This is a genomic window from Rhodococcus sp. AQ5-07, from assembly GCF_009707305.1.
Classification (GTDB): Bacteria; Actinomycetota; Actinomycetes; order Mycobacteriales; family Mycobacteriaceae; genus Rhodococcus_F; species Rhodococcus_F erythropolis.
The window spans coordinates 2968858-2989049 of sequence record NZ_CP046099.1 but is presented as its reverse complement, the minus strand read 5'-3'; the positions used below and the strand labels follow the sequence as shown (position 1 = coordinate 2989049).

The following is a 20192-nucleotide window of genomic DNA, read 5'->3' as shown; positions in this document are numbered from 1 at the left end:
CGGCGGGCTGAGATACGGACAAATCGGGAAACCTTGTAGCTACTTCGGGGCCTTGGTCGCCAGACTGCCGAGAATGGAGCCTTCTGTGACCGGCTTCCAGGGGAGCAACAACGCGACCAGCAGCGCGGTGATCAGTGCTGCGCCGACCGTGAAGTACGACGCGATGGCGAAGCCTTCCAGGCAAGCGGTCTTCATCGTGTAGATCAGACTGTCCTTCTGCTGCTCGAAGAGCGGACTGATGTCGCGCGAGCGGATCTCGATGACGCTGAGCACCGACTCACGAGCGAAGCCCTTCTCCTGTGCCGACATCACGGCGTCGGGAATGGCGTCGACGATCGGAGCCACCTTGGACGTGTAATACGAGGCGACGATCGAGCCGATGACGGCGACGCCCAGGGTCCCACCGAGTTCACGCGTCGTGTCGTTGACTGCCGAGCCTGCGCCGGCTTCGTCGAGGGGCACCGAGGACATGATGGAGTCGGTAGCCGGTCCCTGGACAATTGCGAGGCCCAGACCCATGAGAACCATCGAGATCACGACGGGTCCGAGGTAGGGCGTCTCGACGGTCGTCTGGCCGGCCAGGAACATGCCGCCGCTGAGGACGAGGAGGCCGAACACCATCACTGCGGTCGTGCCGAGTTTCTGTGCCGCCAAGGTGGCGACGGGAGCGCCCACCGCAACAGCGGCGGCGAAAGGCAAAGAGTGGATGCCGAATTCGAGTGGCGAGTATTCGCGAACGCCCTGGAAGTACTGCGTGATCAGGAACAAGAACCCGAACATGCTGAAGTAGCTGACCGCAATAGCCAAGGCGGGGAATGAAAACCGCCGGATTCGGAAGAGATTCATGTTCAGGATCGGCGCATCGGTGCGCAGTTCCCATGCGACGAATGCCGCCAACAACACTGTCGCAGAGAGGTATCCCGTGATGCTGAATGGCGACACCCATCCGCGATGTGGCGCGTCGATGATGGTCCACACCAGAATGACGATGCCGAGGAGCGACAAGATTGTTCCGACGAAATCGAATCGGCCGACGTGAAGCGCCTTCGATTCCGGAACAACCAGCAGCACACCGACGATGACCAGCAACGCAGCCGGAACGTTCATCCAGAACACCGAGTGCCAGGAGAAGTGCTCGAGAAGCCAACCGCCTGCCGTCGGGCCGATGGCAATCGCGAAGCCGGCCATTGCGGTCCAGGCAGCGATGGCGATGGCGCGTTCTCTGGCGTCGGTGAAGATATTCGTGATCATGGCCAGAGTTGCCGGAAAGACTGCTGCGGCAAAGACACCCATGGCAGCGCGCGCCATGATCACCTGTTCGAGGTTGGAAGCCAAAGCGCCGACGAGCGACATCGCGCCGACGCCGATCAGACCGATGATCATCACTCGGCGGCGTCCGAAGCGGTCACCCAGGTGGCCGAAAGTGAGTAGGAACCCGGCGAAGGTCAACGTGTACGCGTCGACGATCCATTGCAGGTCACTGACGCTGGCGAACAGGTCGACGCTCATCGTCGGCAGTGCGACGTTGACCACTGTGTTGTCCAGCACGACAAGGAGTTCGGCGAGGCAGATGAAGATCAGCGCAGTGAATCGACGGGACTTGGTCATCATAGGCGCCGAGGGCGCCGGTGCAAGTGTGTGAGACATGTTTGTACGCCATCTCTGCTCCTGCGCGGACGGCAGCAGCGGTTGGAAGTAGAGGGGTTGGTCAGCTCGGGGCCGAGACCAGAGCCTTGAGGTGCGCGCCGATCCGATCGAGAGGCGCGGTGGTGTGCTGAGCTTTTGCCATCAGAGTCGCGCCTTCGATCGACGCGATCACGACGGTTGCCCACTGTGCTGCAGTCTCGGACGGCTGTCCCTGCTGCCAGAAGAACGATGTGAGAAGCGATTCCCACGAGGTGAAGGATTCGCCCGCAGCAGTTAATGCCGCCGGCGTCGACGCGCCCTCCACCGCCGCGGCGGCGACCGGACAGGAGGAGGTGAAATCGCTCTCTACCAAGCTGTTTCGAAATATTGTGACAACCGCGTCGATGATCTCCGGTGGGGAAGACTGAGCGATCATCGAACTGATGGCGGCGCTGACGCCTCGGCCGAAGTAGGCAACTGCTTCGCCGGCCAGCTGTCCTTTGCCTTCGGGAAAGTAGTGGTACACCGACCCGCGGGGAGCTCCCGAGCGTTCGACGATCTCGGTGAGCGAGGTCGTCGCGATCCCGTGTTCACGGAAGGCATTGATGGCGCCGACCAGCATCAGAGTGCGGGAATCGGAGTCGGCCATCCCGCCATCGTATGCAATCGCAGAGCTGTTCGATTCATCTGGTGCCGCTGATTCTCTTGGTACTCCCCACTTGCGACGCGCTGCGGCGATCGGACAACGCGTCTGCGGGCCGGTCATGGCAACGAGGTGTCTCGAGGTGTGTTCATCACTGCCTCCCAGTATGTCGATCGGTATAGGAACGAATCTGAGACTAGATGTAACCGACAGACACAGTCAAGTGTTGTGTGCAGGTAGTGGGTATTGATCGATATTCATGGTGGCAAAACTCCCGGATCAGTGGTTATATCGTGCGGTATAGAGCTGTTACTTCGAGCGCCAGCTCCGGAGGAGAGGAAACGGCATGCCGGTACCGACGTCAGTTGCACGAAAACGAAGAATCGAAGTCGCAGTCGGGAAGTATTTCGCCAATCCGCTGGTCACCGGATTGAATCGGATCGGTTTGATGCCGTCGTTGATGACCGAGATCGAGACGGTTGGACGCCGAACCGGTCTGACCCGCCGAGTGCCCGTTGCGATCACCTACGACGGCGACGAGGCGTGGGTCATCGCGCAGCACGGCATCGACAGGGGTTGGGGCGCCAATATCTCTGCGACGCCGAAGGTTCGGATCCGTCGCCGCGGCGAGTGGGTGGACGGACAGGCCCAGATCATGCCGGACGACGACGTCCCGGCGCGGGTGAAGACATTCACGTCGGGGAAGTTCAGATCGGCGCTGACGGCCTCTGCCTTTCGCGGATTGCAGACCGATCCGGTCAGTGTTCGCATCAGGCTCGAACTCGATCCGTCAACCGATTGAATCAACGGGAGTTGAAGTAGTCGGTACGGAATGACCCGGTGCGTTCTCGTCGTTGACGAATGCAGCGGTGGCGCGATCGCCACTGCACACGACGAAGGAGCAGGGTCATGCGCATCGGAATCATCGGAGCCGGTCAGATCGGTGGCACGCTCACACGTAGGCTCGCTGCGCTCGGTCACGACGTGCGCGTCTCGAATTCGCGGACACCGGACACCCTTGCGGAACTGGAAGCGGAGACGGGCGCGAAGGCAGTCCGCAGCACCGAGGCCGCCGAGGGCGCCGAGCTGGTCATCGTGAGCATTCCGCAGAAGAACGTGGTCGATCTACCGGCGGGGATCCTCAGCGGTGCGGTCGCCGGTGCCCCGGTCATCGAGACCAACAACTACTACCCGCAACAGCGTGACGGTCTGATCTCGGCCATCGAGGACGGACAGACCGAAAGCGGATGGGTGCAGGAGAGCCTGGGTGTACCGGTATTCAAGGCGTTCAACGGAATCTGGTGGAAGCATCTCCTCGAGAAGGGGCTTCCCGAGGGTGCAGAGGGGCGCATTGCGCTACCCATCGCCGGCGACGACGACGCGAACAAGCAGGTCGTGTTCGATCTGATCAATCAGTTGGGCTTCGATCCTGTCGATGCGGGAACGATCGACGATTCCTGGCGTCAGCAGCCGGGAACTCCGGTGTACGGCAAGGACTTCGATCGTGAAGCGACGTTGAAGGCATTGGCCGAGGCGAGCCCCGATCGCACCGACGAATGGCGCGCAACCACTACGGTGTAGGGAAAAGAGTGGCGGTTTCCGAAGTGGAAACCGCCACTCTGTTGTTTGTTCAGTCCTTGACCTTCGCCATCGCCAGAACGTCGAGACGCTTGTCGAGTTCTTCCTCGCTCAGCTTGTCCGGGACGAGTCCGCGCTCGATGACGACCTGGCGGATCGTCTTCTTCTCTTTGAGCGCCTGCTTCGCGACGGCCGCGGCTTCCTCGTAACCGATCGCCGAGTTGAGGGGCGTCACGATCGACGGTGACGATTCGGCGAGTGTCTTGAGGTGCTCCTCGTGCGCGACCAGTCCGCTGACACACTTGTCGGCGAACAGTCGAGAGACGTTGGCCAGCAAGGTGAACGACTCCAGCAGGTTGCGTGCCATGACCGGGATGTAGACGTTGAGTTCGAACGCTCCGGCAGCGCCGCCCCACGCGATGGCGGCGTCGTTTCCGATCACCTGAGCCGCAACCTGAGTGGTTGCCTCGGGCAGGACCGGGTTCACCTTGCCGGGCATGATCGAGCTACCCGGCTGCAGATCGGGGAGTGCGATCTCGCCGAGTCCGGTCAGCGGACCCGATCCCATCCACCGAATGTCGTTGGCAATTTTCGTCAGTGAGACTGCGATGGTCCGCAGCGCGCCCGATGCTTCGACCAGTCCGTCACGCGCGGCCTGTGCTTCGAAGCTGTTCTTCGCCGGAGTCAGTGCGTCGACGCCTGTCGACTTGACCAGCTCGGCAACAACTTTGGGGCCGAATCCATCCGGAGCATTGAGACCGGTGCCGACTGCTGTTCCGCCGATCGGCAACTCGCCGAGGCGGGGGAGTGTTGCGTTGACGCGCTCGATGCCGGCCTCGATCTGACGTGCGTAACCGCCGAACTCCTGACCGAGCGTGACCGGCACAGCGTCCATCAGGTGGGTGCGTCCGGATTTGACGACGGTCTTCCACTCGGACGCCTTCGTGGCAAGCGCAGCATGCAGATGTTCCAGTGCCGGAACAAGATCGGTGACCGCTGCTTCGGTAGCTGCGACATGCGTGGCGGTGGGGAAGGTGTCGTTGGAGGACTGCGACATGTTGACGTGATCATTGGGGTGTACGTCCACGCCGGCGGCCTTCGCGATGGACGCGATGACCTCGTTGGCGTTCATGTTCGAGCTGGTTCCCGAGCCGGTCTGGAAGACGTCGATGGGGAACTGATCGTCGTGCTTGCCTTCGGCGATCTCGTTCGCGGCGGCGATGATTGCGTCGGCCTTGTCCGCGTCGAGCAGTCCGAGGTCCTTGTTGACCTGCGCACACGCTGCTTTCAGCAAGCCCATAGCGCGGATCTGGGTGCGCTCGAGTGGGCGCCCGCTGATCGGGAAGTTCTCGACTGCACGCTGGGTCTGTGCCCGCCACAGCGCGTCGATGGGCACCCGAACTTCGCCCATGGTGTCGTGTTCGATTCGGAACTGTTGATCGTTGCTCTCCGTCATGGCTCCACATTGCCACTTTTGGAGGGCGGGTAGGGGACTACGTCCCCCGTGAGCGGTTAAGGAGTGCAGGGACTCCCTAACCACTCACGGGGCGGAGCCGATCAGAACGTCGGGGGAACCGCGCCCTCTTCGCCGTCGAAGTCGACGGAACTGTACTCACGCAGCTTCTCGAGACGGTGGTACGCGTCGATCATGCGAACGGTGCCGGACTTGCTACGCATCACGATGGACTGCGTGCTGGCGCCGCCGCCGTAGTAGCGGACACCGCGCAGCAGGTCACCATCGGTGACGCCCGTGGCGCAGAAGAATACGTTCTCGCCGGAGACGAGATCTTCGGTGGTCAGGATCCGATCGAGATCATGACCGGCGTCGATGGCCTTCTGGCGCTCTTCGTCGTCGGTGGGTGCGAGCTTGCCCTGCAGCGATCCACCCATGCAGCGCATGGCTGCTGCGGCGATGATGCCCTCAGGCGTTCCGCCGATGCCGACGAGCATGTCGGTGCCGGACTCGGGACGCGCTGCGGCGATGGCGCCGGCAACGTCACCGTCGGAGATCAGACGGATACGGGCGCCGGTGTCGCGCACGTCCTGGATCAGCTGGTTGTGACGCGGGCGGTCCAGGATGCAGATCGTGATGTCGGAGACCGACGCCTTCTTGACCTTGGCGACGCGCTTGATGTTCTCGGCGATCGGTGCGCTGATGTCGATGACATCTGCAGCATCCGGTCCGACAGCGATCTTCTCCATGTAGAAAACGGCCGACGGATCGAACATCGCGCCGCGCTCGGCAACAGCCAGAACGGAGATCGCGTTGGGCATGCCCTTGGACATCAAGGTGGTGCCGTCGACCGGGTCGACGGCGAAGTCACAGTCGGGGCCGTCGCCGTTTCCGACCTCTTCGCCGTTGAACAGCATCGGCGCTTCGTCCTTCTCGCCCTCACCGATGACGACGATGCCGCGCATCGAGACGGAGGAGACGAGCTGACGCATAGCGTCGACGGCTGCTCCGTCGCCGCCTTCCTTGTCGCCGCGGCCTACCCAGCGGCCGGCAGCCATAGCACCGGCTTCGGTGACTCGGACCAATTCGAGTGCGAGGTTACGGTCCGGGGTCTCACGATGAGTGCTGCTGGCCGTCATGTGCGGTGCCTCCTGGCGCGGTCGCGGTCGACGGGGTGTGTCGACGCAGTGGTTTCTTCAGGCGTCATTGTCCCAGATGGGAGCGGCTACGTGCGCTGTCGGGTCGCCGCTGCGACGTTTTGTCTCGCTCGAAGGGGACCGGGAATCGTATCTACTGCGCAGTACCTGGATACTGGGGGTGTGGCATCGAAGAAACCCCGCATTCTCGAAGACAACAAAGACATGGTCTGGTCTCTCGTACCGTTGGTGCTGTTCTGCATCATCATTGCGGGCATCGCCAGCCAGTGCACGTTCAGTCCTGGCGGCCCGACGCAGGGGCCTATCCCGAGCGTCGACGTGGACGCAGCTCTGAACTACGACGCGAAGGAACTCGGATTTCCGATCCGTAATCCCGGTGTTCCGGACGGGTGGACCCCGAACTCCGGCAGTCGCAAAATCATCTCCGGCGACGGTGGTGGAGATTCGAGCACTGTGGGATTCATCACGACCAGCGGTCGCTACATTCAGCTGACACAGAGCAACGCCGAGGAATTCCCGTTGGTGTCACACGTTGCCGGTGGACAGCGATTCGCGACCGGAGTCGAGACCGTCAGTGCCGACACGTGGAACGTCTTCGGCGGCGAAGGTGTCGAGTCGATCTGGGTCACGGACGTCGGGGATGTTCGCCTGTTGCTCACGGGCGCGGCGACGCCGGAAGAGTTCCGGATTCTTGCCGAGAAGGTCGGCGCAGCGCAGCCGATCACGCCATAGGATTTCCGGTCGGAGCGGACGTTACTCGTCCGCTTCGGCCAGAGCCTTTTCGACGCGAGCCCTGGCGCCGGCCAAATGCTCTTCACAGCGCTTGGCCAACGCTTCGCCTCGCTCCCACAGTGAGAGTGACGCGTCGAGGTCCAGGCCGCCCTGTTCGAGAATCTTCACGACGCTCACCAATTCGTCGCGGGCTGCTTCGTAGCCGAGTTCGTTGATGTCGGTGTCGGTGGCGTTGCTCATTTTTCTCTTCCCATCACTGCGGCGCGAACGGCGCCGTCTGCAAGTCGAACTCGAATCTGGGTTCCGGGTGGCGCGTCCTCGACCGAGCGCAGAACCTCCGGATCGCCGTCGGCGACAACACGTTGCACGACTGCGTACCCGCGGGCCAGCGTCGCGGCGGGGCCGAGAGTGGTGAGCCGGGCGCGCAGATGCTCGATCGTTCGGGACTCGGAGTCGATCAACCGAGTCACATCGCGTCGCCCGGCGGCCTGGAGCCTTTCGACCTCTTCGGCGCGACGGCCCACCGCGAGCAGTGGTGATGCCATGACCGGTCGAGTGCGCAACTGTTCGATCAGGTGAGACTCACGCTTGACCCAGCTGCGCAGTGCCGCAGCGCTGCGGTCACGAAGATCGGCAACCAGAGCAGCTTCCGCAACCGCATCGGGTACGACGCGCTTGGCCGCGTCGGTGGGTGTGGCTGCGCGCAGGTCGGCGACGTGGTCACTGAGCGGGCTGTCCGGCTCGTGGCCGATGGCACTGACGATCGGCGTCGTGCAGGCCACGATGGCGCGGCACAGCGCCTCGTCGGAGAACGGCAGGAGATCCTCGACGCTACCGCCGCCGCGAGCGAGGATGATGACGTCGACTACCGGGTTGGCGTCGAGTTCCTTCAGCGCTTCGATGATCTGGGGAACAGCAGTCGGGCCCTGCACCGCGGTGTTACGCACCGCGATAGCCACTGCGGGCCAACGACGGTGGGCGACCGAGACGACATCCTTTTCGGCCGCGCTGGCTCGGCCCGTGATCAGGCCGATCGTGCCGGGCAGAAACGGAAGAGGCCGTTTGAGTCTCGGATCGAACAAGCCCTCCGCGGCGAGCAAGGCGCGCAGTCTCTCGATGCGGGCCAGCAGCTCACCGATACCCACGGCGCGAATCTCGGTGACACGCAACGACACCGTTCCGCGTCCGGTGTAGAACGAGAGCTTGCCGAACATCACGACACGCGAGCCCTCGGTCAACGGCACCGGAGAGTTGTGCAACAACTGTGGTGAGCATGTGATCGACAGCGACATGTCTGCCGACGGATCACGCAGAACGAGAAAGGCCGTTCGGGTACCGGGGCGTGCATTGATCTGGGTGATCTGACCTTCGACCCAGATGCTGCCGAGTCGATCGATCCAGCCGGCGACCTTGGCGGAAACCGTGCGGACCGGCCACGGCTGTTCAGCGCTGCTGGCGCCGGACGATCGCTGCGATGAAGCGGGGGGCGTTGCGGAAGTCACTTTGCCTTGGCTGTGGTGATGCGGTTGGTGAGCATGGTCTGGAACGGTGCGCGGGCGAGCGTCGCATTCTCGTAGTCCAGGACGGCGGTCAGCTCGTCGATGCTGAGCGTCCGGATGCGCGCACGGAGCTGTGCGAGTGTGAGGTTGGGGTAGTCGAGTTCGGTGACGATCTCGGGCTCTTCGGCAGGTCCGTCCGTCGTAGCTGCCGCGGATTCGGACTCGGCGCCGGGTGCGGGCTCCTCGATGGGGGCAGTCGGCTCGAGCGAGTAGAGCGCGAAGCGTCCGGCATTGGTCGGGGTGTCAGCGGTGGTCGACCCGGTGGAAGACGCCGAGTCCGCGGGAGCGTCGGCGTCTTCGTCGAAGACCGCCCACTCGGGCTGTTCGTCCTCGGAAGACCAGTTGATCAGTGCAAATGCCTGATCGCCCTTGATCGCCAACGAGGTGATCGACTGCTGCACGCGCATGCTTGTCTGCAGCATCTGGCTCACGGCGGTCATCGGCAGGGCGACAGCGGTGGTGGGCAACTTCTTTGCCTCTTCCATCGCGGTGACGGCGAGTCCCGCGGCAACGCGCGCCACGAACGGTGGTCGGATCATTCCCACAGCTTGCCGCAAAGCTCCGACAATCGGTAGCCGACTTGCCTGTGACGGCCGTACTCGTTTACTTCGGAACCTTCGATCGGAGCCCGAAACCGAGGTGTTCACGTTTGCCGGAGTGTCTCACGTTCGAGGTGCCAGTAGGCTGGTCACATGTCTTCGGCTGTTCCTCTCAATCTCGGTATCGCGCACTCGGCTGATTCGCCGTCCACCCGCAAGGGCAGCGCCAAGCGCGTGCTCCTCGCCGAGCCTCGCGGCTACTGCGCCGGCGTCGACCGCGCGGTCGAGACCGTCGAGAAGGCGCTCGAGAAGCACGGCGCACCCATCTACGTGCGTAAGGAGATCGTCCACAATCGCCACGTCGTCGAGACGCTCGAAGATCAAGGCGTGATCTTCGTCGACGAAACCGACGAGGTTCCGGAAGGATCACTCCTCGTGTTCTCGGCGCACGGTGTGTCTCCGGCCGTCCACGACTCGGCCGCCGAGCGGAACCTGCGCACGATCGACGCTACGTGCCCCCTGGTCACGAAGGTGCACCAGGAAGCAAAGCGATTCGCTCGCGACGATTACGACATTCTCCTCATCGGCCACGAAGGCCACGAGGAGGTCGAGGGCACCGCAGGTGAGGCTCCCGATCACGTCACCATCGTCGACGGCCCGGATTCGGTCGACGCGGTCACGGTTCGTGACGAGTCGAAGGTCATCTGGCTTTCCCAGACCACACTGAGCGTCGACGAGACGATGCAGACTGTCGCGCGCCTGCGTGAGCGTTTCCCCAATCTGCAGGACCCGCCGTCCGACGACATCTGCTACGCCACGCAGAACCGTCAGGTCGCGGTCAAGGCGATGGCCCCCGAGTGCGATCTCGTGATCGTGGTGGGTTCGCGGAACTCGTCCAACTCGGTTCGCCTCGTCGAGGTCGCACTCGGGGCGGGCGCTGCCGCGTCGTACCTGGTCGACTACGCCCGTGAGGTCGATCTCGCGTGGCTCGAGGGTGTCCAGACCGTCGGCATCACGTCGGGTGCATCAGTACCCGAGGTGCTCGTGCGCGGCGTGATCGAACTTCTTGCCGAGCACGGATACAACGACGTTCAGCCCGTCACCACAGCCAACGAGACCTTGGTGTTCGCTCTTCCCCGTGAATTGCGAGCAGCGCGCACGTCCTAGAACAAGAAAATGCGGGGCACCTTCCAGATGGAAGGTGCCCCGCATTTTTTGCTACTGGGCTCGTCTGTCAGGGCTCTTCGCGATCGCGGTACCGAACTCGCGGCGGCGGATACGCCGGAAGATCGACTCCGGGTGGGCGGCGCCGAGGGGGCAGCGGCGGTGATACGTCGTCACCCGAAGCGAAGAAGGGCTCCATCCGCTCCTCACGCCTGGGCGACGGAGTGGGCTCGGGCGCACGGCGGCGACCGTACGACGGGTAGTCGTCGTCTGCTGTCGGTCTACTGTCCGGCTGAGGGCGACGCGTAGGCGGTTGGTGCGTGCGATCGACCCTGGGTGGCAGTGGGCTTCTCCGGGGCGGCAGCGGGCGATCGTCTTCGATCGGTTCGCGCCTGGGAGCGCTTCGGTAAGCGGGCTGTTCGTCCACCTCGGGGGCGCGGCGACGCGGGGGCCCGGGGACGGGCGCGTCCGAGACTCTGCGGCGACGCCCGGTCTCGGGCGCGGATTGTTCTCGCGTGGCAGCCGCAGAGGATTCTCGAGTGGCGGTCGCCGAGCGGCGGGAGCGGGTCGAGCGCGCAGGCCCGGTGGGACGCTGATTGAGCAGGAAGTACCGGAAACCGCCGATTATCAGCACGACGACGGTTGCGGCCAACATGATCGGAAAGCGGTTGACCAACGGGTACGCGATGTTGATCGCGATGTCGCGCAGTGCGGTGCTGTTGTCCTTGCCGATGAGCGTGTGCCCGATCGGCACCGCAGCGAAGAGCAGCAACGGAGGTTGGGCCATCGCGGTGAAAAGAGCCTTGTTCGAAGCGGCAACCACAGCGAAGAGACAGCCCAGGAAGTAGAACGTCGAGAACACCGCGGTGAGCTCGCCGCCGCCTCCGGTTGCATCGATCAGTACGCCGACGGCGGTGACACCGGCAGCAAGCAGGATCACTCCCCACCAGGGCAGGCCGGGGACGGTCACGATGAGCGATCGCTTGTCCAGCGGTACCCCGGAGCGAGCACGTTGGGTTGCAGACACATAACGACATTAGCGGTTCTTGCGTTGTCGGCCGTGTTTGTGCGGGTCGTGGCTGGCGCATTTATCGGCGCGATGGCGCGATGGTTTCGGGTTCTTCGCCAAACGAACCGGACGGATTGTGTGCAGGGTCACCGGACGTTCGTGGGTTGGGGCACACCGTCGAAGCCGTCAGCGTGGGAGATCGGCAGTGTCGGTGGGCTGCTCTACCGTCGGATTCATGAAGATTCTGCACACCTCCGATTGGCACATAGGTCGCACCTTTCACGGCGTCGATCTGTTGGCCGATCAGGCGAGTGTGCTCGGTTCCATCGCAGATTCCGTCCGCGAACACGGTGTTGACGTCGTGGTCGTGCCCGGTGACATCTACGACCGCTCAATTCCCAGTTCCGACGCGGTCACGGTGTGCAATCGAGGCTTCGAGGCAATCCGGGCGGCCGGAGCGGTCATCGTCGCCACGTCCGGCAACCACGATTCCGCGGTGCGGCTCGGTGCCGGGGCGTCCTTTGCAGCTGCCGGCGGATTGCACTTGATCACCCGAGTCGGCCAGATCGGTACTCCGGTGATGCTCAGTGATCAGTTCGGGCCTGTCGCGTTTTACGGGATTCCGTATCTCGAGCCGGAGATCACGCGCGTCGAGTTGGACGTGCCCCGGGCTCGTACTCATTCCGACATCCTCGGTGCGGCAATGTCGCGTGTTCGGCGAGATCTCGCCGAACGAACGACTACCGACCCGTCGACACGGTCGGTACTGCTCGCGCATGCCTTTGTCGTGGGCGGTGAGGCGTCTGAATCGGAACGCTCCATTTCGGTCGGCGGAGTGGAGACCGTCGCAGTGGGCGAGTTTGCCGGTGTCGACTACGTTGCGCTGGGGCATCTGCATTCGCCCCAGATGCTCTCGGAGAGTGTCCGCTACTCAGGTTCACCGTTGCCGTATTCGTTCGGTGAGCGCAGCCACCGCAAGGCTGCGCTTTTGATCGAACTCGACACAGCCGGTCTGTCGTCGGTGCAGCGCCTCGATCTTCCGGTGATTCGAGGGCTGAGCCAGGTGACGGGAACTCTCGAGGAACTTCTCACCGAGTCGAAGTACGCCGATTCCGAGCAGTGCTACGTCTCCGCTTTGCTCACTGATCCGGTTCGTCCCGTCGATGCCATGAGGCAGCTCCAGGCACGTTTCCCCTTTGCCGTTCACCTCGAATGGCAAAGGCCGGAAGGACAATCGGATCTCAAGTATCGCGACGCGGTACGGGGTCGAACCGACATGGAGATCGCCCGTGGCTTTGTCTCGGCCGTGCGTAGTGACCCGTCCGAGCGGGAGGTCACGTTGATGGCCGAAGCGCTCAGCGCTGCCGCGCGCGCCGAGGAGTCCACGGTAGAACTGAGTGAAACCGCGTGAGGCTTCACAAACTCGAAGTCAGCTCTTTCGGGCCCTTTGCCGACACTGTCGAGGTCGACTTCGACCGATTGGGTGCAGACGGGCTGTTCCTTCTGCACGGCGACACCGGTGCAGGCAAGACCACGATCCTCGACGCGGTTTCCTTTGCCCTGTACGGGCGGGTTCCGGGTGCGCGCAACGAGGGCAAACGGCTACTGTCCGATCATGCGCCTGCCGGTTCGGTGCCGCGCGTGGAACTCGAAGCGACCATCAGTGGTCGCAGAATCAAACTTGTTCGTAGTCCAGAGTATTCGCGCCCGAAGAAGCGTGGCACCGGTTCGATCACAGAGAATGCAAAGGCCACACTGACGTGGTTGGACGGCCGCGGCGAAAACCTATCGCGCATCCCTGATATCGGTGACGAAATCAACCGCCTCATGGGCATGAGCGCTGATCAGTTCTTCCAGGTGGTGCTCTTGCCACAGGGTGAGTTCGCCAAATTCCTGCGTGCCGAAAGCGACGAGCGAGGCAAACTGCTCGAGCGTCTGTTCGACACCAAGCGATTTGTCTCCGTCGAGGCATGGTTCGACGCCAAACGAAAGGCAAGTGCGACCGCGCTCGCGGCCAGGGAGCAATCCGTGCGACTGCTGCTCGCGAAGGTCGAGACAGCTGCGGGACTCGAGGTGGGCGCCGAGGCACACCCACTGGAATGGTCGCGCAAACTCCTCGCCGAGGCTCAGGACACCCGCGATGCAAGTCTCGCGGAGCTGGTGACCGCGAAAGATGCAGCAGCCGAGGCTAATCGGGTTCTGTCGGCAGCGCAGCGAACCGCAGATCTGGTAGCGCGCCGTAATCGTGCGACCGCTGAGCTCGCAGCATTCAATACGGGCGCCGCCCAAAGAGCTGTGATCGGCGCTGAACTCGAGACCGCCAAGCGCGCACTGCCGGTGGCCGCTGTCGCCGGCGATGTGGACGCTGCCGGCTTGCACCTCGCTGCCGCACTCGAATCGATGACCACAGCGATGTCGACCTACTCCGCACTCGACGGTCCGGAGATTTTCGTGCCGGAGGTGTGGCCACCCACCGACGATGAGCGGCAACGCGTCGTAGCTCGGATCCGGACCTGGCGTGACGAGATCGTTCGCCTGGACGCAATGGCGGAGGACGCTCGCCGAGCCGATGCGGCAGAAGCCGAGATCGAGAAACTCGGAGTTCGGCGAGACTCCCTGTCCGAGCGCATCGATGCCATCGCGGTTGAACGCACACAACTGCCAGAACTGGTGCGCTCGGCCGGCCAACGACTGGAGGATGCGCAACGCGCGCACGCGGCTCTGCCTGGCCTCGAGGCTGCACTCGTAAAAGCGTCGGATGCTGCGACGGCGGCCCATGAAATCGTTTCTCTGCGTGCGCAAGCCGAGAAGATTCGTGTGCAGGTGTTGGATGCGCGCGACGCCCATCAGAGTGCTCGCGGGCGCTGGCTCGACCTGGTGCAAAAGCGTATCGAGGGCATGGCGGCGGAGTTGGCGAGTTCACTCGCGCCTGGTGACCCATGCCAGGTGTGTGGTTCGCGTGAACACCCTGCGCTGGCTCAGTCGGATGTCGTCACGGTCACCGAGCCCGATCTGGAAGCCGCGTCAGCGGCCGAGCGTGCGGCCGAGAAAGCCCTCAGCAAGGTGGCCGATCGCCAGGTAACCGTCGAACGTGACATCGACCGGGTGATCGCGCGCGGCGGAGACGGCGATTCCGAAGAACTCGACAGGCTCCGCGCCGAGGCACGGAACGCCGTCGACGAGGCGACACACTCTGCCGGTCAGGTTGGAGTGCTGGCACAAAAACTTGCGCAACTCAATGGGCGTGACACCGAACTGCAACAGGAATCCGCTTCTCTGACAGCCGAATTGGCGGCACTTGCCGAGCGTAGGACGACTCTGTCAGCGACGGTCGAGCAGATTCGAGCGGCGATCGTTGCTGCGGTGGGAGAAGATTCGACCATCGCTGCTCGGCGCTCGCGGTTCGAAGGCCTTGCATCCGCTGCCACGGCGGCGTCCGAAATGCGCGACGACGCCGTTCGTGCGCAGGCCCGATCGGCGGAACTGTCGGCCAAACTGTCCGCTGCTGCGGCCGCTGCCGGATTCGATTCGGTCGAGGCTGCGATCGGAGGGGTGAGATCGCCTGCCCGAATCGCGGCGATCGAAACGGAACTCGCCAAGGCGCGTGACCTCGAGGTTGCCGCCCGGACTGTCCTCGACGACCCCGAGGTTGTTGCGGTGGGTGAAGTCGAGACCGTCGACGTGAACGGCCCTCGCGGCCTCGCGCTTCAGTGCGCCGAGGTGGTGAACTCCGCTGTTGCGGCCGCTTCCCTGGCCGAGAACCGTGTGTCGGATCTCGAACGGTTCAGCGGACAACTCGAGAAGGCCTACGAGGCGGTTGCACCTGAGCGTGAACTGCACGACGAACTCGCTGCCCTCGCAGACGTGATCGCCGGTAAAGGTCAGAACAGTCGCAAGATGTCGCTGCGAGCGTATGTGCTCGCTTCGCGGTTGGAAGAGATCGCCGTGTCGGCATCGGTTCGTCTGCAGCGGATGTCCGGGGGACGGTACGAGTTCGTGCACAGTGACGAGGCAGGATCTCGGGGTCGCCGCGGCGGTCTGGGACTCGACATCCGGGACGACTTCACGGGCGTCGTTCGCTCGGCGAAGACGCTCTCGGGCGGTGAATCATTCTTGGCGTCATTGTCTTTGGCGCTCGGACTCGCCGATGTGGTTGCGGCGGAGTCCGGCGGAATCGTTCTCGACACGATGTTCATCGACGAAGGATTCGGCACCCTCGACGCCGACACCCTCGACTCGGTGATGGCTGTGTTGGACGAGCTTCGCGACGGAGGACGAGTGGTGGGCATCGTCAGTCACGTGGACGAGATGAGGCAGCGAATCCCGAGTCGCCTGCACGTCATTCGCGGACGTGCAGGCTCCTCGGTGAAGGTGATCGCGGGCTGATCAGGCCTTTTTATTCTCTACCTCTGACTCGGCGTCGTCGTCTTGATCTTCGAGGATGTCCGAGGCATCGCCGGCGGGCATCGGCTCGTTGTCGCTTGCGCGTTCGTCGATCTGCTCTCCGATGTAGCGGATGACAACTGCTGCAACAGCGGCGACGGGCACTGCGAGGAAGGCGCCGACGATGCCGTACAGCGAGCTACCGGCGGCCACGGCAAGCAGCACGATGACGGCGTGGAGTTTCATCGACTTGCTCTGCAGCACAGGCTGAAGGACGTTTCCTTCGATCTGCTGAACGGCCAGGATGATGATCAGCACGATGATGGCGGTGGTTAGGCCGTTTGCCACCAACGCAACCAACACGGCCAGGGCGCCGGCGACAAACGCACCGACGATCGGGATGAATCCACCGATGAACGTCAGAATTGCCAGCACCGGTGCCAGCGGGACCCCGAGGATGAGCAATCCGGCGCCGATGAAGACCGCGTCGATCAGGCTCACCAGTGCTTGAGTCCTGATGAATCCGCCGAGCGTGTCCCACATGCGGGTGAGGACCTCTTCGAGATGCCGACCGGCGCGGCCGCCGCCGACAGCGTGCAGCCAGGGGATGAACCTCGGTCCGTCCTTGATGAAGAAGAAGGCGAGAATCAGGACCAAACCGAGCGTGACCAACAACGAGCTCGCCGTGCTCACACCGCTGAAAACGCCTGAAGCGATGGCGGTTCCACTTTCCTGCACCTTCGTGATGACGGCATGGACTGCGTTGTCGATCTGGTCGTCCTTCAGATTCAGTGGCGGACCCTGGAGCCAGTCCTGAACCTGATTGATGCCCTCGGTGGTCTTGTTCGCGAGCTCGGGGGCCTGGCTGACCACTGACGGAACGATGCCTGCGATCACACCGGCCAAGATTCCGATCGAGAGGACCAGGGTGATGCCGGCTGCCGCGGCCGGTGGCATACCGCGCTTGATCATTCCGCGGGTCGGCGGCCACATGACTGTCGCAACGACGATTGCCAGAGCCACCGGCAGGATGATGACCCAGAGCTTTTCGATCAGCCAACCGAAAATCCAGGCGCCCAGCGAAATCGATGCCAACACCAACGACCACTTTGCGAGCCACATACCCCCTTGCCCGATGATCTCGCCGCGGTCGCGCTTTCGCACCCCTGCGGACGTCCCCTTGTCTTGCTCGCTCACTGATCGTCCTTTCCGTCGGCGCAGGGATCTCCTCGCCGATGTGCGAATCCGGTGATCTAGCTGAGCTGATCGTAACGACTGCATGCGATAACTCGTGTGTTGCGCTTCAATACTGTGTTTTGAAGCATGCCAGGCGGACTAACATTTCCGTCATGAGAATCGCAGCAGCAGTCGGGGCAGCAGCAATCGTCGTTCTCGGGCTCACCGCGTGTAGCACCGAGGACCAGGACAACGCGCAGAACAAGATCAGCGAGGCAGTCACGAGCGGGCAACAGGCGCTCGAGACGGCGAAGCAGTCAGCGGGCAACGCCATCGACCAGGGCAAGACGGCGTTGTTCGTCGCCACCTTCCGTGGGGCTTACGCACCATTGGCGGAGAACCGCGACGACGCAGACATCGAGGAGATCTTGACGACCACGTGCAACGAGGTCGCCAACGGCACAGACGAGGCGGAGGTCAAGTCCAAGATCACCGACCTGGCCGAGAACAACGGCAACAAGCCCACCGACGAGCAGGCCGGCCACATTTACGACCTCGCGAAGGCCACCTGCCCCTGACCGGATTCAGCAGCAGCGGGCGCCCGGGTTGGCGTCGGCTGCTGCGTGCCGGCGGCGCCAGAACTCTCGTTCGCTGATCACCGGTGAGTCGGCGTGGTGGCGTCGGGTGTGCTCGACGTAGCGCTGATAGTCGAGATCACCCATCACCGAGCGAACCCACCACAGCGTTCCGCGGAACGCTGTGGTGAGTTTTGCCGTCATCGTCATGGTCAGTGCCCACCTCCGTGCGCGGCGCCGGGTGCCCGGACTTTCCCGGCTTTGATGAGCTCGTCCCATTCCTTCTGGATTTCCTTCTCCGCGGGCGTCGGAATGAAGCTTGCGGGACCGAAGATCTTCGACGGTTCCTCCGGGGACTCGGTGGTCGGCAGCCCACCGGCCCGGATTGCCTTGGCACATACGATGATCCCGGCGATGACCACGACGATCACCAGTGACGCGAAGATGATCGACAACGTGCCCTGAATGAAGGTGTTGCGAATGACGGCATCGATGGCCTCCGGAGTCTTCGCAGAACCGTGCGCCGTCTCACCTGCGGCCTTCGCATCCTTGAACACGTTGTGCTGAGCCCAGTAACCGATCGCGGGGTTGTCGGAGAAGATCTTCTGGTACGACGCGGTCATAGTCACGACCAGGTCCCACACCAATGGCACGCCGGGGATCCAGGCCCATTTGAACAGGCCCTTCTTCATGACGATCGTCATGACCACCGTCAGTGCGATCGCGGCCAGAAGTTGGTTGGCGATGCCGAAGAGCGGGAAGAGCGTGTTGATTCCGCCGAGCGGATCGGTGACACCCATGAGCAGAATTGCGCCCCACGCAGCGACCACGATCAGCGAGCACAGCCACGCGCCGATGCGCCACGACGGGTCCTTGAACTTCTTTGCCGGACCGCCGAAGTTGCCGAGCGAGTCCGAGAGCATGAATCGAGCGACGCGAGTGCCGGCATCGATCGTGGTGAGGATGAAGAGAGCCTCGAACATGATCGCGAAGTGGTACCAGAACGATTTCAGCGAGTCACCGCCGAAGACGTCGCTGAGCACTTCGGACATGCCGAACGCGAGGGTCGGGGCGCCGCCGGTTCTCGAGATGATCGATTCTTCCCCGACGGCCTCGGCTGCCTGCGTCAGCACGTCCGGTGTGATGGGGGCGGTGCCGAGGGGCAGATTGTTGACGTATTCGGCTGCGGTTTCCGGTGTTCCACCGGTCAGCGCCGCGGGAGCATTGAGTGCGAAGTACAGGTGCTGATCGAGGATGCAGGCGGTGACCAGAGCCATGATCGCGACAAACGATTCGGTCAGCATGCCGCCGTACCCGATCATCTTGGTCTGGCTTTCCTTCTCTAGCAGCTTCGGTGTCGTGCCGGACGCGATCAGCGCGTGGAAGCCCGAGAGTGCGCCACAGGCAATGGTGATGAACAGAAACGGGAACAGTGAACCGGCAAAGGCCGGGCCTTCGCCGTTGGAGGCGAACGGCGTCACTGCAGGCATGTTCAGCGCGGGTCGTGCGACCAGAATTCCGATGGCCAGCAATGCGATGGTGCCGACCTTCATGAACGTCGACAAGTAGTCGCGCGGTGCCAGGAGCAGCCAGACCGGCAGCACCGAAGCGGCGAATCCGTACGCGATCATCAGCCACGCAATGGTGACCTTCGAGAGTGTGAACCAGTCTGCGCCCCAACCGGTATCGGCTACCCAACCACCGGAGACGATGGCCAGGAGGAGTAGGAGGACGCCGATCAGGGAGACTTCGGAAACCTTGCCCGGCCGCAGATACCGCAGGTACACGCCCATGAACAGGGCGATGGGGATGGTCATCGCGATCGAGAACACACCCCACGGGGACTCGGCGAGCGCATTGACGACCACAAGTCCGAGCACCGCGATGAGGATGATCATGATGACGAACACGCCGATCAATGCGGCGACGCCGCCGACGAGGCCGAGTTCTTCGCGGGCCATCTGACCGAGGCTGCGCCCGCGGCGCTTCGACGAGATCCACAGGACCATGAAGTCCTGCACCGCCCCGGCGAACACCACGCCGACGATGATCCAGATCGTTCCCGGAAGATATCCCATCTGCGCGGCCAGGACGGGTCCGACCAGGGGACCGGCACCGGCGATTGCCGCGAAGTGGTGACCGAACAGCACCCGACGGTCGGTCGGCATGTAGTCGGCGCCGTTCTCCATGATTTCGGCGGGAGTTGCGACGTCGTCGCGGGGCTTGACGATCTTGCGTTCGATCAACCGCGCATAGAAGCGGTAGGCGATCAGATAGGTACAGATTGCGGCCAACACGAACCACACGGCGCTGATGTGTTCACCGCGGACGATCGCAATCATGTACCAGGAGCCCGCGCCGACCAGTCCGAGAACGAGGAAGACGACGCGCGCAGTGGTGGAAATGGGTGTTTTGTCGATGACGCCGACAGGTGGCAGGTCAGGATCGGTTTTCAGGTACTCGACATTTGGTTCCGGCGCAGTCGTCAAGCTCATCGTCGAACTCCGTCCACTAGTGCAGTGTGGCCGCCGTCACAGCGGGCCATCTGTCACTGTAGGACCAGACGGGTGAATCCGCGCGATCTGTGGCGCGGGAGTC

General features: G+C 63.2%; 18 protein-coding genes. 7 read left to right on the top strand and 11 right to left on the bottom strand.

Annotated elements, in window-relative coordinates; genetic code table 11:
- Positions 1-39: 39 nt before the first annotated feature.
- Together GJB56_RS13675 and GJB56_RS13670 are read right to left on the bottom strand one after the other, a co-directional pair.
- Positions 40-1611, bottom strand: a complete 1572-nt coding sequence (locus GJB56_RS13675) for an MFS transporter (RefSeq protein WP_113683171.1) — start codon at positions 1609-1611, stop codon at positions 40-42.
- Positions 1612-1708: 97 nt separating this feature from the next.
- Entirely contained in the window at positions 1709-2275 is a 567-nt protein-coding gene (locus GJB56_RS13670) for a TetR/AcrR family transcriptional regulator (RefSeq protein ID WP_003945239.1), read from the bottom strand.
- A gap of 340 nt (positions 2276-2615) precedes the next feature.
- Between GJB56_RS13670 and GJB56_RS13665 the strand changes: the two genes are divergently transcribed.
- Positions 2616-3071 carry a nitroreductase family deazaflavin-dependent oxidoreductase gene (locus tag GJB56_RS13665; RefSeq protein ID WP_020908518.1) on the top strand — a complete coding sequence of 152 codons (456 nt, stop codon included), beginning with the start codon at positions 2616-2618 and terminating at the stop codon, positions 3069-3071.
- 107 nt (positions 3072-3178) lie between these two features.
- On the top strand, positions 3179-3850 hold the full coding sequence (locus GJB56_RS13660) for an NADPH-dependent F420 reductase (RefSeq protein ID WP_230091191.1): 672 nt from the start codon (positions 3179-3181) through the stop codon (positions 3848-3850).
- A 49-nt stretch (positions 3851-3899) separates the two neighbouring features.
- On the opposite strand, the gene GJB56_RS13655 is transcribed toward GJB56_RS13660, so the two are convergent.
- Positions 3900-5303 carry a class II fumarate hydratase gene (locus tag GJB56_RS13655; RefSeq protein ID WP_019744582.1) on the bottom strand — a complete coding sequence of 468 codons (1404 nt, stop codon included), beginning with the start codon at positions 5301-5303 and terminating at the stop codon, positions 3900-3902.
- 101 nt (positions 5304-5404) lie between these two features.
- Positions 5405-6439 (bottom strand): class II fructose-bisphosphatase, encoded by a 1035-nt coding sequence (gene glpX, locus GJB56_RS13650; protein WP_019744581.1) that lies wholly within the window; start codon positions 6437-6439, stop codon positions 5405-5407.
- 180 nt (positions 6440-6619) lie between these two features.
- Between glpX and GJB56_RS13645 the strand changes: the two genes are divergently transcribed.
- Positions 6620-7189 carry a DUF4245 domain-containing protein gene (locus GJB56_RS13645; protein WP_113683169.1) on the top strand — a complete coding sequence of 190 codons (570 nt, stop codon included), beginning with the start codon at positions 6620-6622 and terminating at the stop codon, positions 7187-7189.
- A gap of 21 nt (positions 7190-7210) precedes the next feature.
- Here GJB56_RS13645 and GJB56_RS13640 read toward each other — a convergent pair whose 3' ends face one another.
- From GJB56_RS13640 to GJB56_RS13630, 3 genes are read right to left on the bottom strand one after another with little or no spacing between them, the layout of a single operon-like run.
- Positions 7211-7429: an exodeoxyribonuclease VII small subunit gene (locus GJB56_RS13640; protein WP_003945276.1), complete on the bottom strand. Its 219-nt coding sequence runs from the start codon at positions 7427-7429 to the stop codon at positions 7211-7213.
- The gene (gene xseA / locus GJB56_RS13635; RefSeq protein WP_113683168.1) at positions 7426-8691 is read right to left on the bottom strand and encodes an exodeoxyribonuclease VII large subunit; all 1266 of its coding nucleotides are present in this window, start codon (positions 8689-8691) and stop codon (positions 7426-7428) included. The genes GJB56_RS13640 and xseA overlap by 4 nt, the downstream gene beginning before the upstream one ends.
- Positions 8688-9287 (bottom strand): lipid droplet-associated protein, encoded by a 600-nt coding sequence (locus GJB56_RS13630; RefSeq protein ID WP_113683167.1) that lies wholly within the window; start codon positions 9285-9287, stop codon positions 8688-8690. The genes xseA and GJB56_RS13630 overlap by 4 nt, the downstream gene beginning before the upstream one ends.
- A 153-nt stretch (positions 9288-9440) precedes the next feature.
- Here GJB56_RS13630 and GJB56_RS13625 point away from each other — a divergent pair, with 153 nt between their 5' ends.
- Positions 9441-10454 (top strand): 4-hydroxy-3-methylbut-2-enyl diphosphate reductase, encoded by a 1014-nt coding sequence (locus GJB56_RS13625; protein WP_003945273.1) that lies wholly within the window; start codon positions 9441-9443, stop codon positions 10452-10454.
- 67 nt (positions 10455-10521) lie between these two features.
- Here the strand turns inward: GJB56_RS13625 and GJB56_RS13620 are convergent, their stop codons facing one another.
- The gene (locus GJB56_RS13620; RefSeq protein WP_113683166.1) at positions 10522-11478 is read right to left on the bottom strand and encodes a DUF6542 domain-containing protein; all 957 of its coding nucleotides are present in this window, start codon (positions 11476-11478) and stop codon (positions 10522-10524) included.
- 217 nt (positions 11479-11695) lie between these two features.
- Here GJB56_RS13620 and GJB56_RS13615 point away from each other — a divergent pair, with 217 nt between their 5' ends.
- Positions 11696-12871: an exonuclease SbcCD subunit D gene (locus GJB56_RS13615; protein ID WP_113683333.1), complete on the top strand. Its 1176-nt coding sequence runs from the start codon at positions 11696-11698 to the stop codon at positions 12869-12871.
- Positions 12868-15846: an AAA family ATPase gene (locus tag GJB56_RS13610; protein ID WP_113683165.1), complete on the top strand. Its 2979-nt coding sequence runs from the start codon at positions 12868-12870 to the stop codon at positions 15844-15846. Before GJB56_RS13615 ends, GJB56_RS13610 begins: the two co-directional genes overlap by 4 nt.
- Here the strand turns inward: GJB56_RS13610 and GJB56_RS13605 are convergent, their stop codons facing one another.
- Complete coding sequence (locus GJB56_RS13605) at positions 15847-17040, bottom strand: AI-2E family transporter (protein ID WP_003945249.1); 1194 nt, start codon at positions 17038-17040, stop codon at positions 15847-15849.
- Positions 17041-17192: 152 nt separating this feature from the next.
- On the opposite strand from GJB56_RS13605, the gene GJB56_RS13600 reads away from it, so the two are divergent.
- Complete coding sequence (locus tag GJB56_RS13600) at positions 17193-17597, top strand: hypothetical protein (protein WP_113683164.1); 405 nt, start codon at positions 17193-17195, stop codon at positions 17595-17597.
- 6 nt (positions 17598-17603) lie between these two features.
- Here the strand turns inward: GJB56_RS13600 and GJB56_RS13595 are convergent, their stop codons facing one another.
- Complete coding sequence (locus tag GJB56_RS13595; RefSeq protein ID WP_019744572.1) at positions 17604-17804, bottom strand: YbdD/YjiX family protein; 201 nt, start codon at positions 17802-17804, stop codon at positions 17604-17606.
- Positions 17805-17806: 2 nt separating this feature from the next.
- On the bottom strand, positions 17807-20089 hold the full coding sequence (locus tag GJB56_RS13590) for a carbon starvation CstA family protein (protein WP_113683163.1): 2283 nt from the start codon (positions 20087-20089) through the stop codon (positions 17807-17809).
- Positions 20090-20192: the final 103 nt, after the last annotated feature.

Excerpts from the sequence above, each read along its gene's own strand:
- GJB56_RS13600 (WP_113683164.1), top strand. The coding sequence starts at position 17,193 with ATGAGAATCGCAGCAGCAGTCGGGGCAGCAGCAATCGTCGTTCTCGGG.
- GJB56_RS13640 (WP_003945276.1), bottom strand. The coding sequence starts at position 7,429 with ATGAGCAACGCCACCGACACCGACATCAACGAACTCGGCTACGAAGCA.
- GJB56_RS13615 (WP_113683333.1), top strand. The coding sequence starts at position 11,696 with ATGAAGATTCTGCACACCTCCGATTGGCACATAGGTCGCACCTTTCAC.
- GJB56_RS13595 (WP_019744572.1), bottom strand. The coding sequence starts at position 17,804 with ATGACGATGACGGCAAAACTCACCACAGCGTTCCGCGGAACGCTGTGG.
- GJB56_RS13625 (WP_003945273.1), top strand. The coding sequence starts at position 9,441 with ATGTCTTCGGCTGTTCCTCTCAATCTCGGTATCGCGCACTCGGCTGAT.
- GJB56_RS13590 (WP_113683163.1), bottom strand. The coding sequence starts at position 20,089 with ATGAGCTTGACGACTGCGCCGGAACCAAATGTCGAGTACCTGAAAACC.
- GJB56_RS13675 (WP_113683171.1), bottom strand. The coding sequence starts at position 1,611 with ATGATGACCAAGTCCCGTCGATTCACTGCGCTGATCTTCATCTGCCTC.
- glpX (WP_019744581.1), bottom strand. The coding sequence starts at position 6,439 with ATGACGGCCAGCAGCACTCATCGTGAGACCCCGGACCGTAACCTCGCA.
- GJB56_RS13655 (WP_019744582.1), bottom strand. The coding sequence starts at position 5,303 with ATGACGGAGAGCAACGATCAACAGTTCCGAATCGAACACGACACCATG.
- GJB56_RS13660 (WP_230091191.1), top strand. The coding sequence starts at position 3,179 with ATGCGCATCGGAATCATCGGAGCCGGTCAGATCGGTGGCACGCTCACA.
- GJB56_RS13630 (WP_113683167.1), bottom strand. The coding sequence starts at position 9,287 with ATGATCCGACCACCGTTCGTGGCGCGCGTTGCCGCGGGACTCGCCGTC.
- GJB56_RS13670 (WP_003945239.1), bottom strand. The coding sequence starts at position 2,275 with ATGGCCGACTCCGATTCCCGCACTCTGATGCTGGTCGGCGCCATCAAT.
- GJB56_RS13665 (WP_020908518.1), top strand. The coding sequence starts at position 2,616 with ATGCCGGTACCGACGTCAGTTGCACGAAAACGAAGAATCGAAGTCGCA.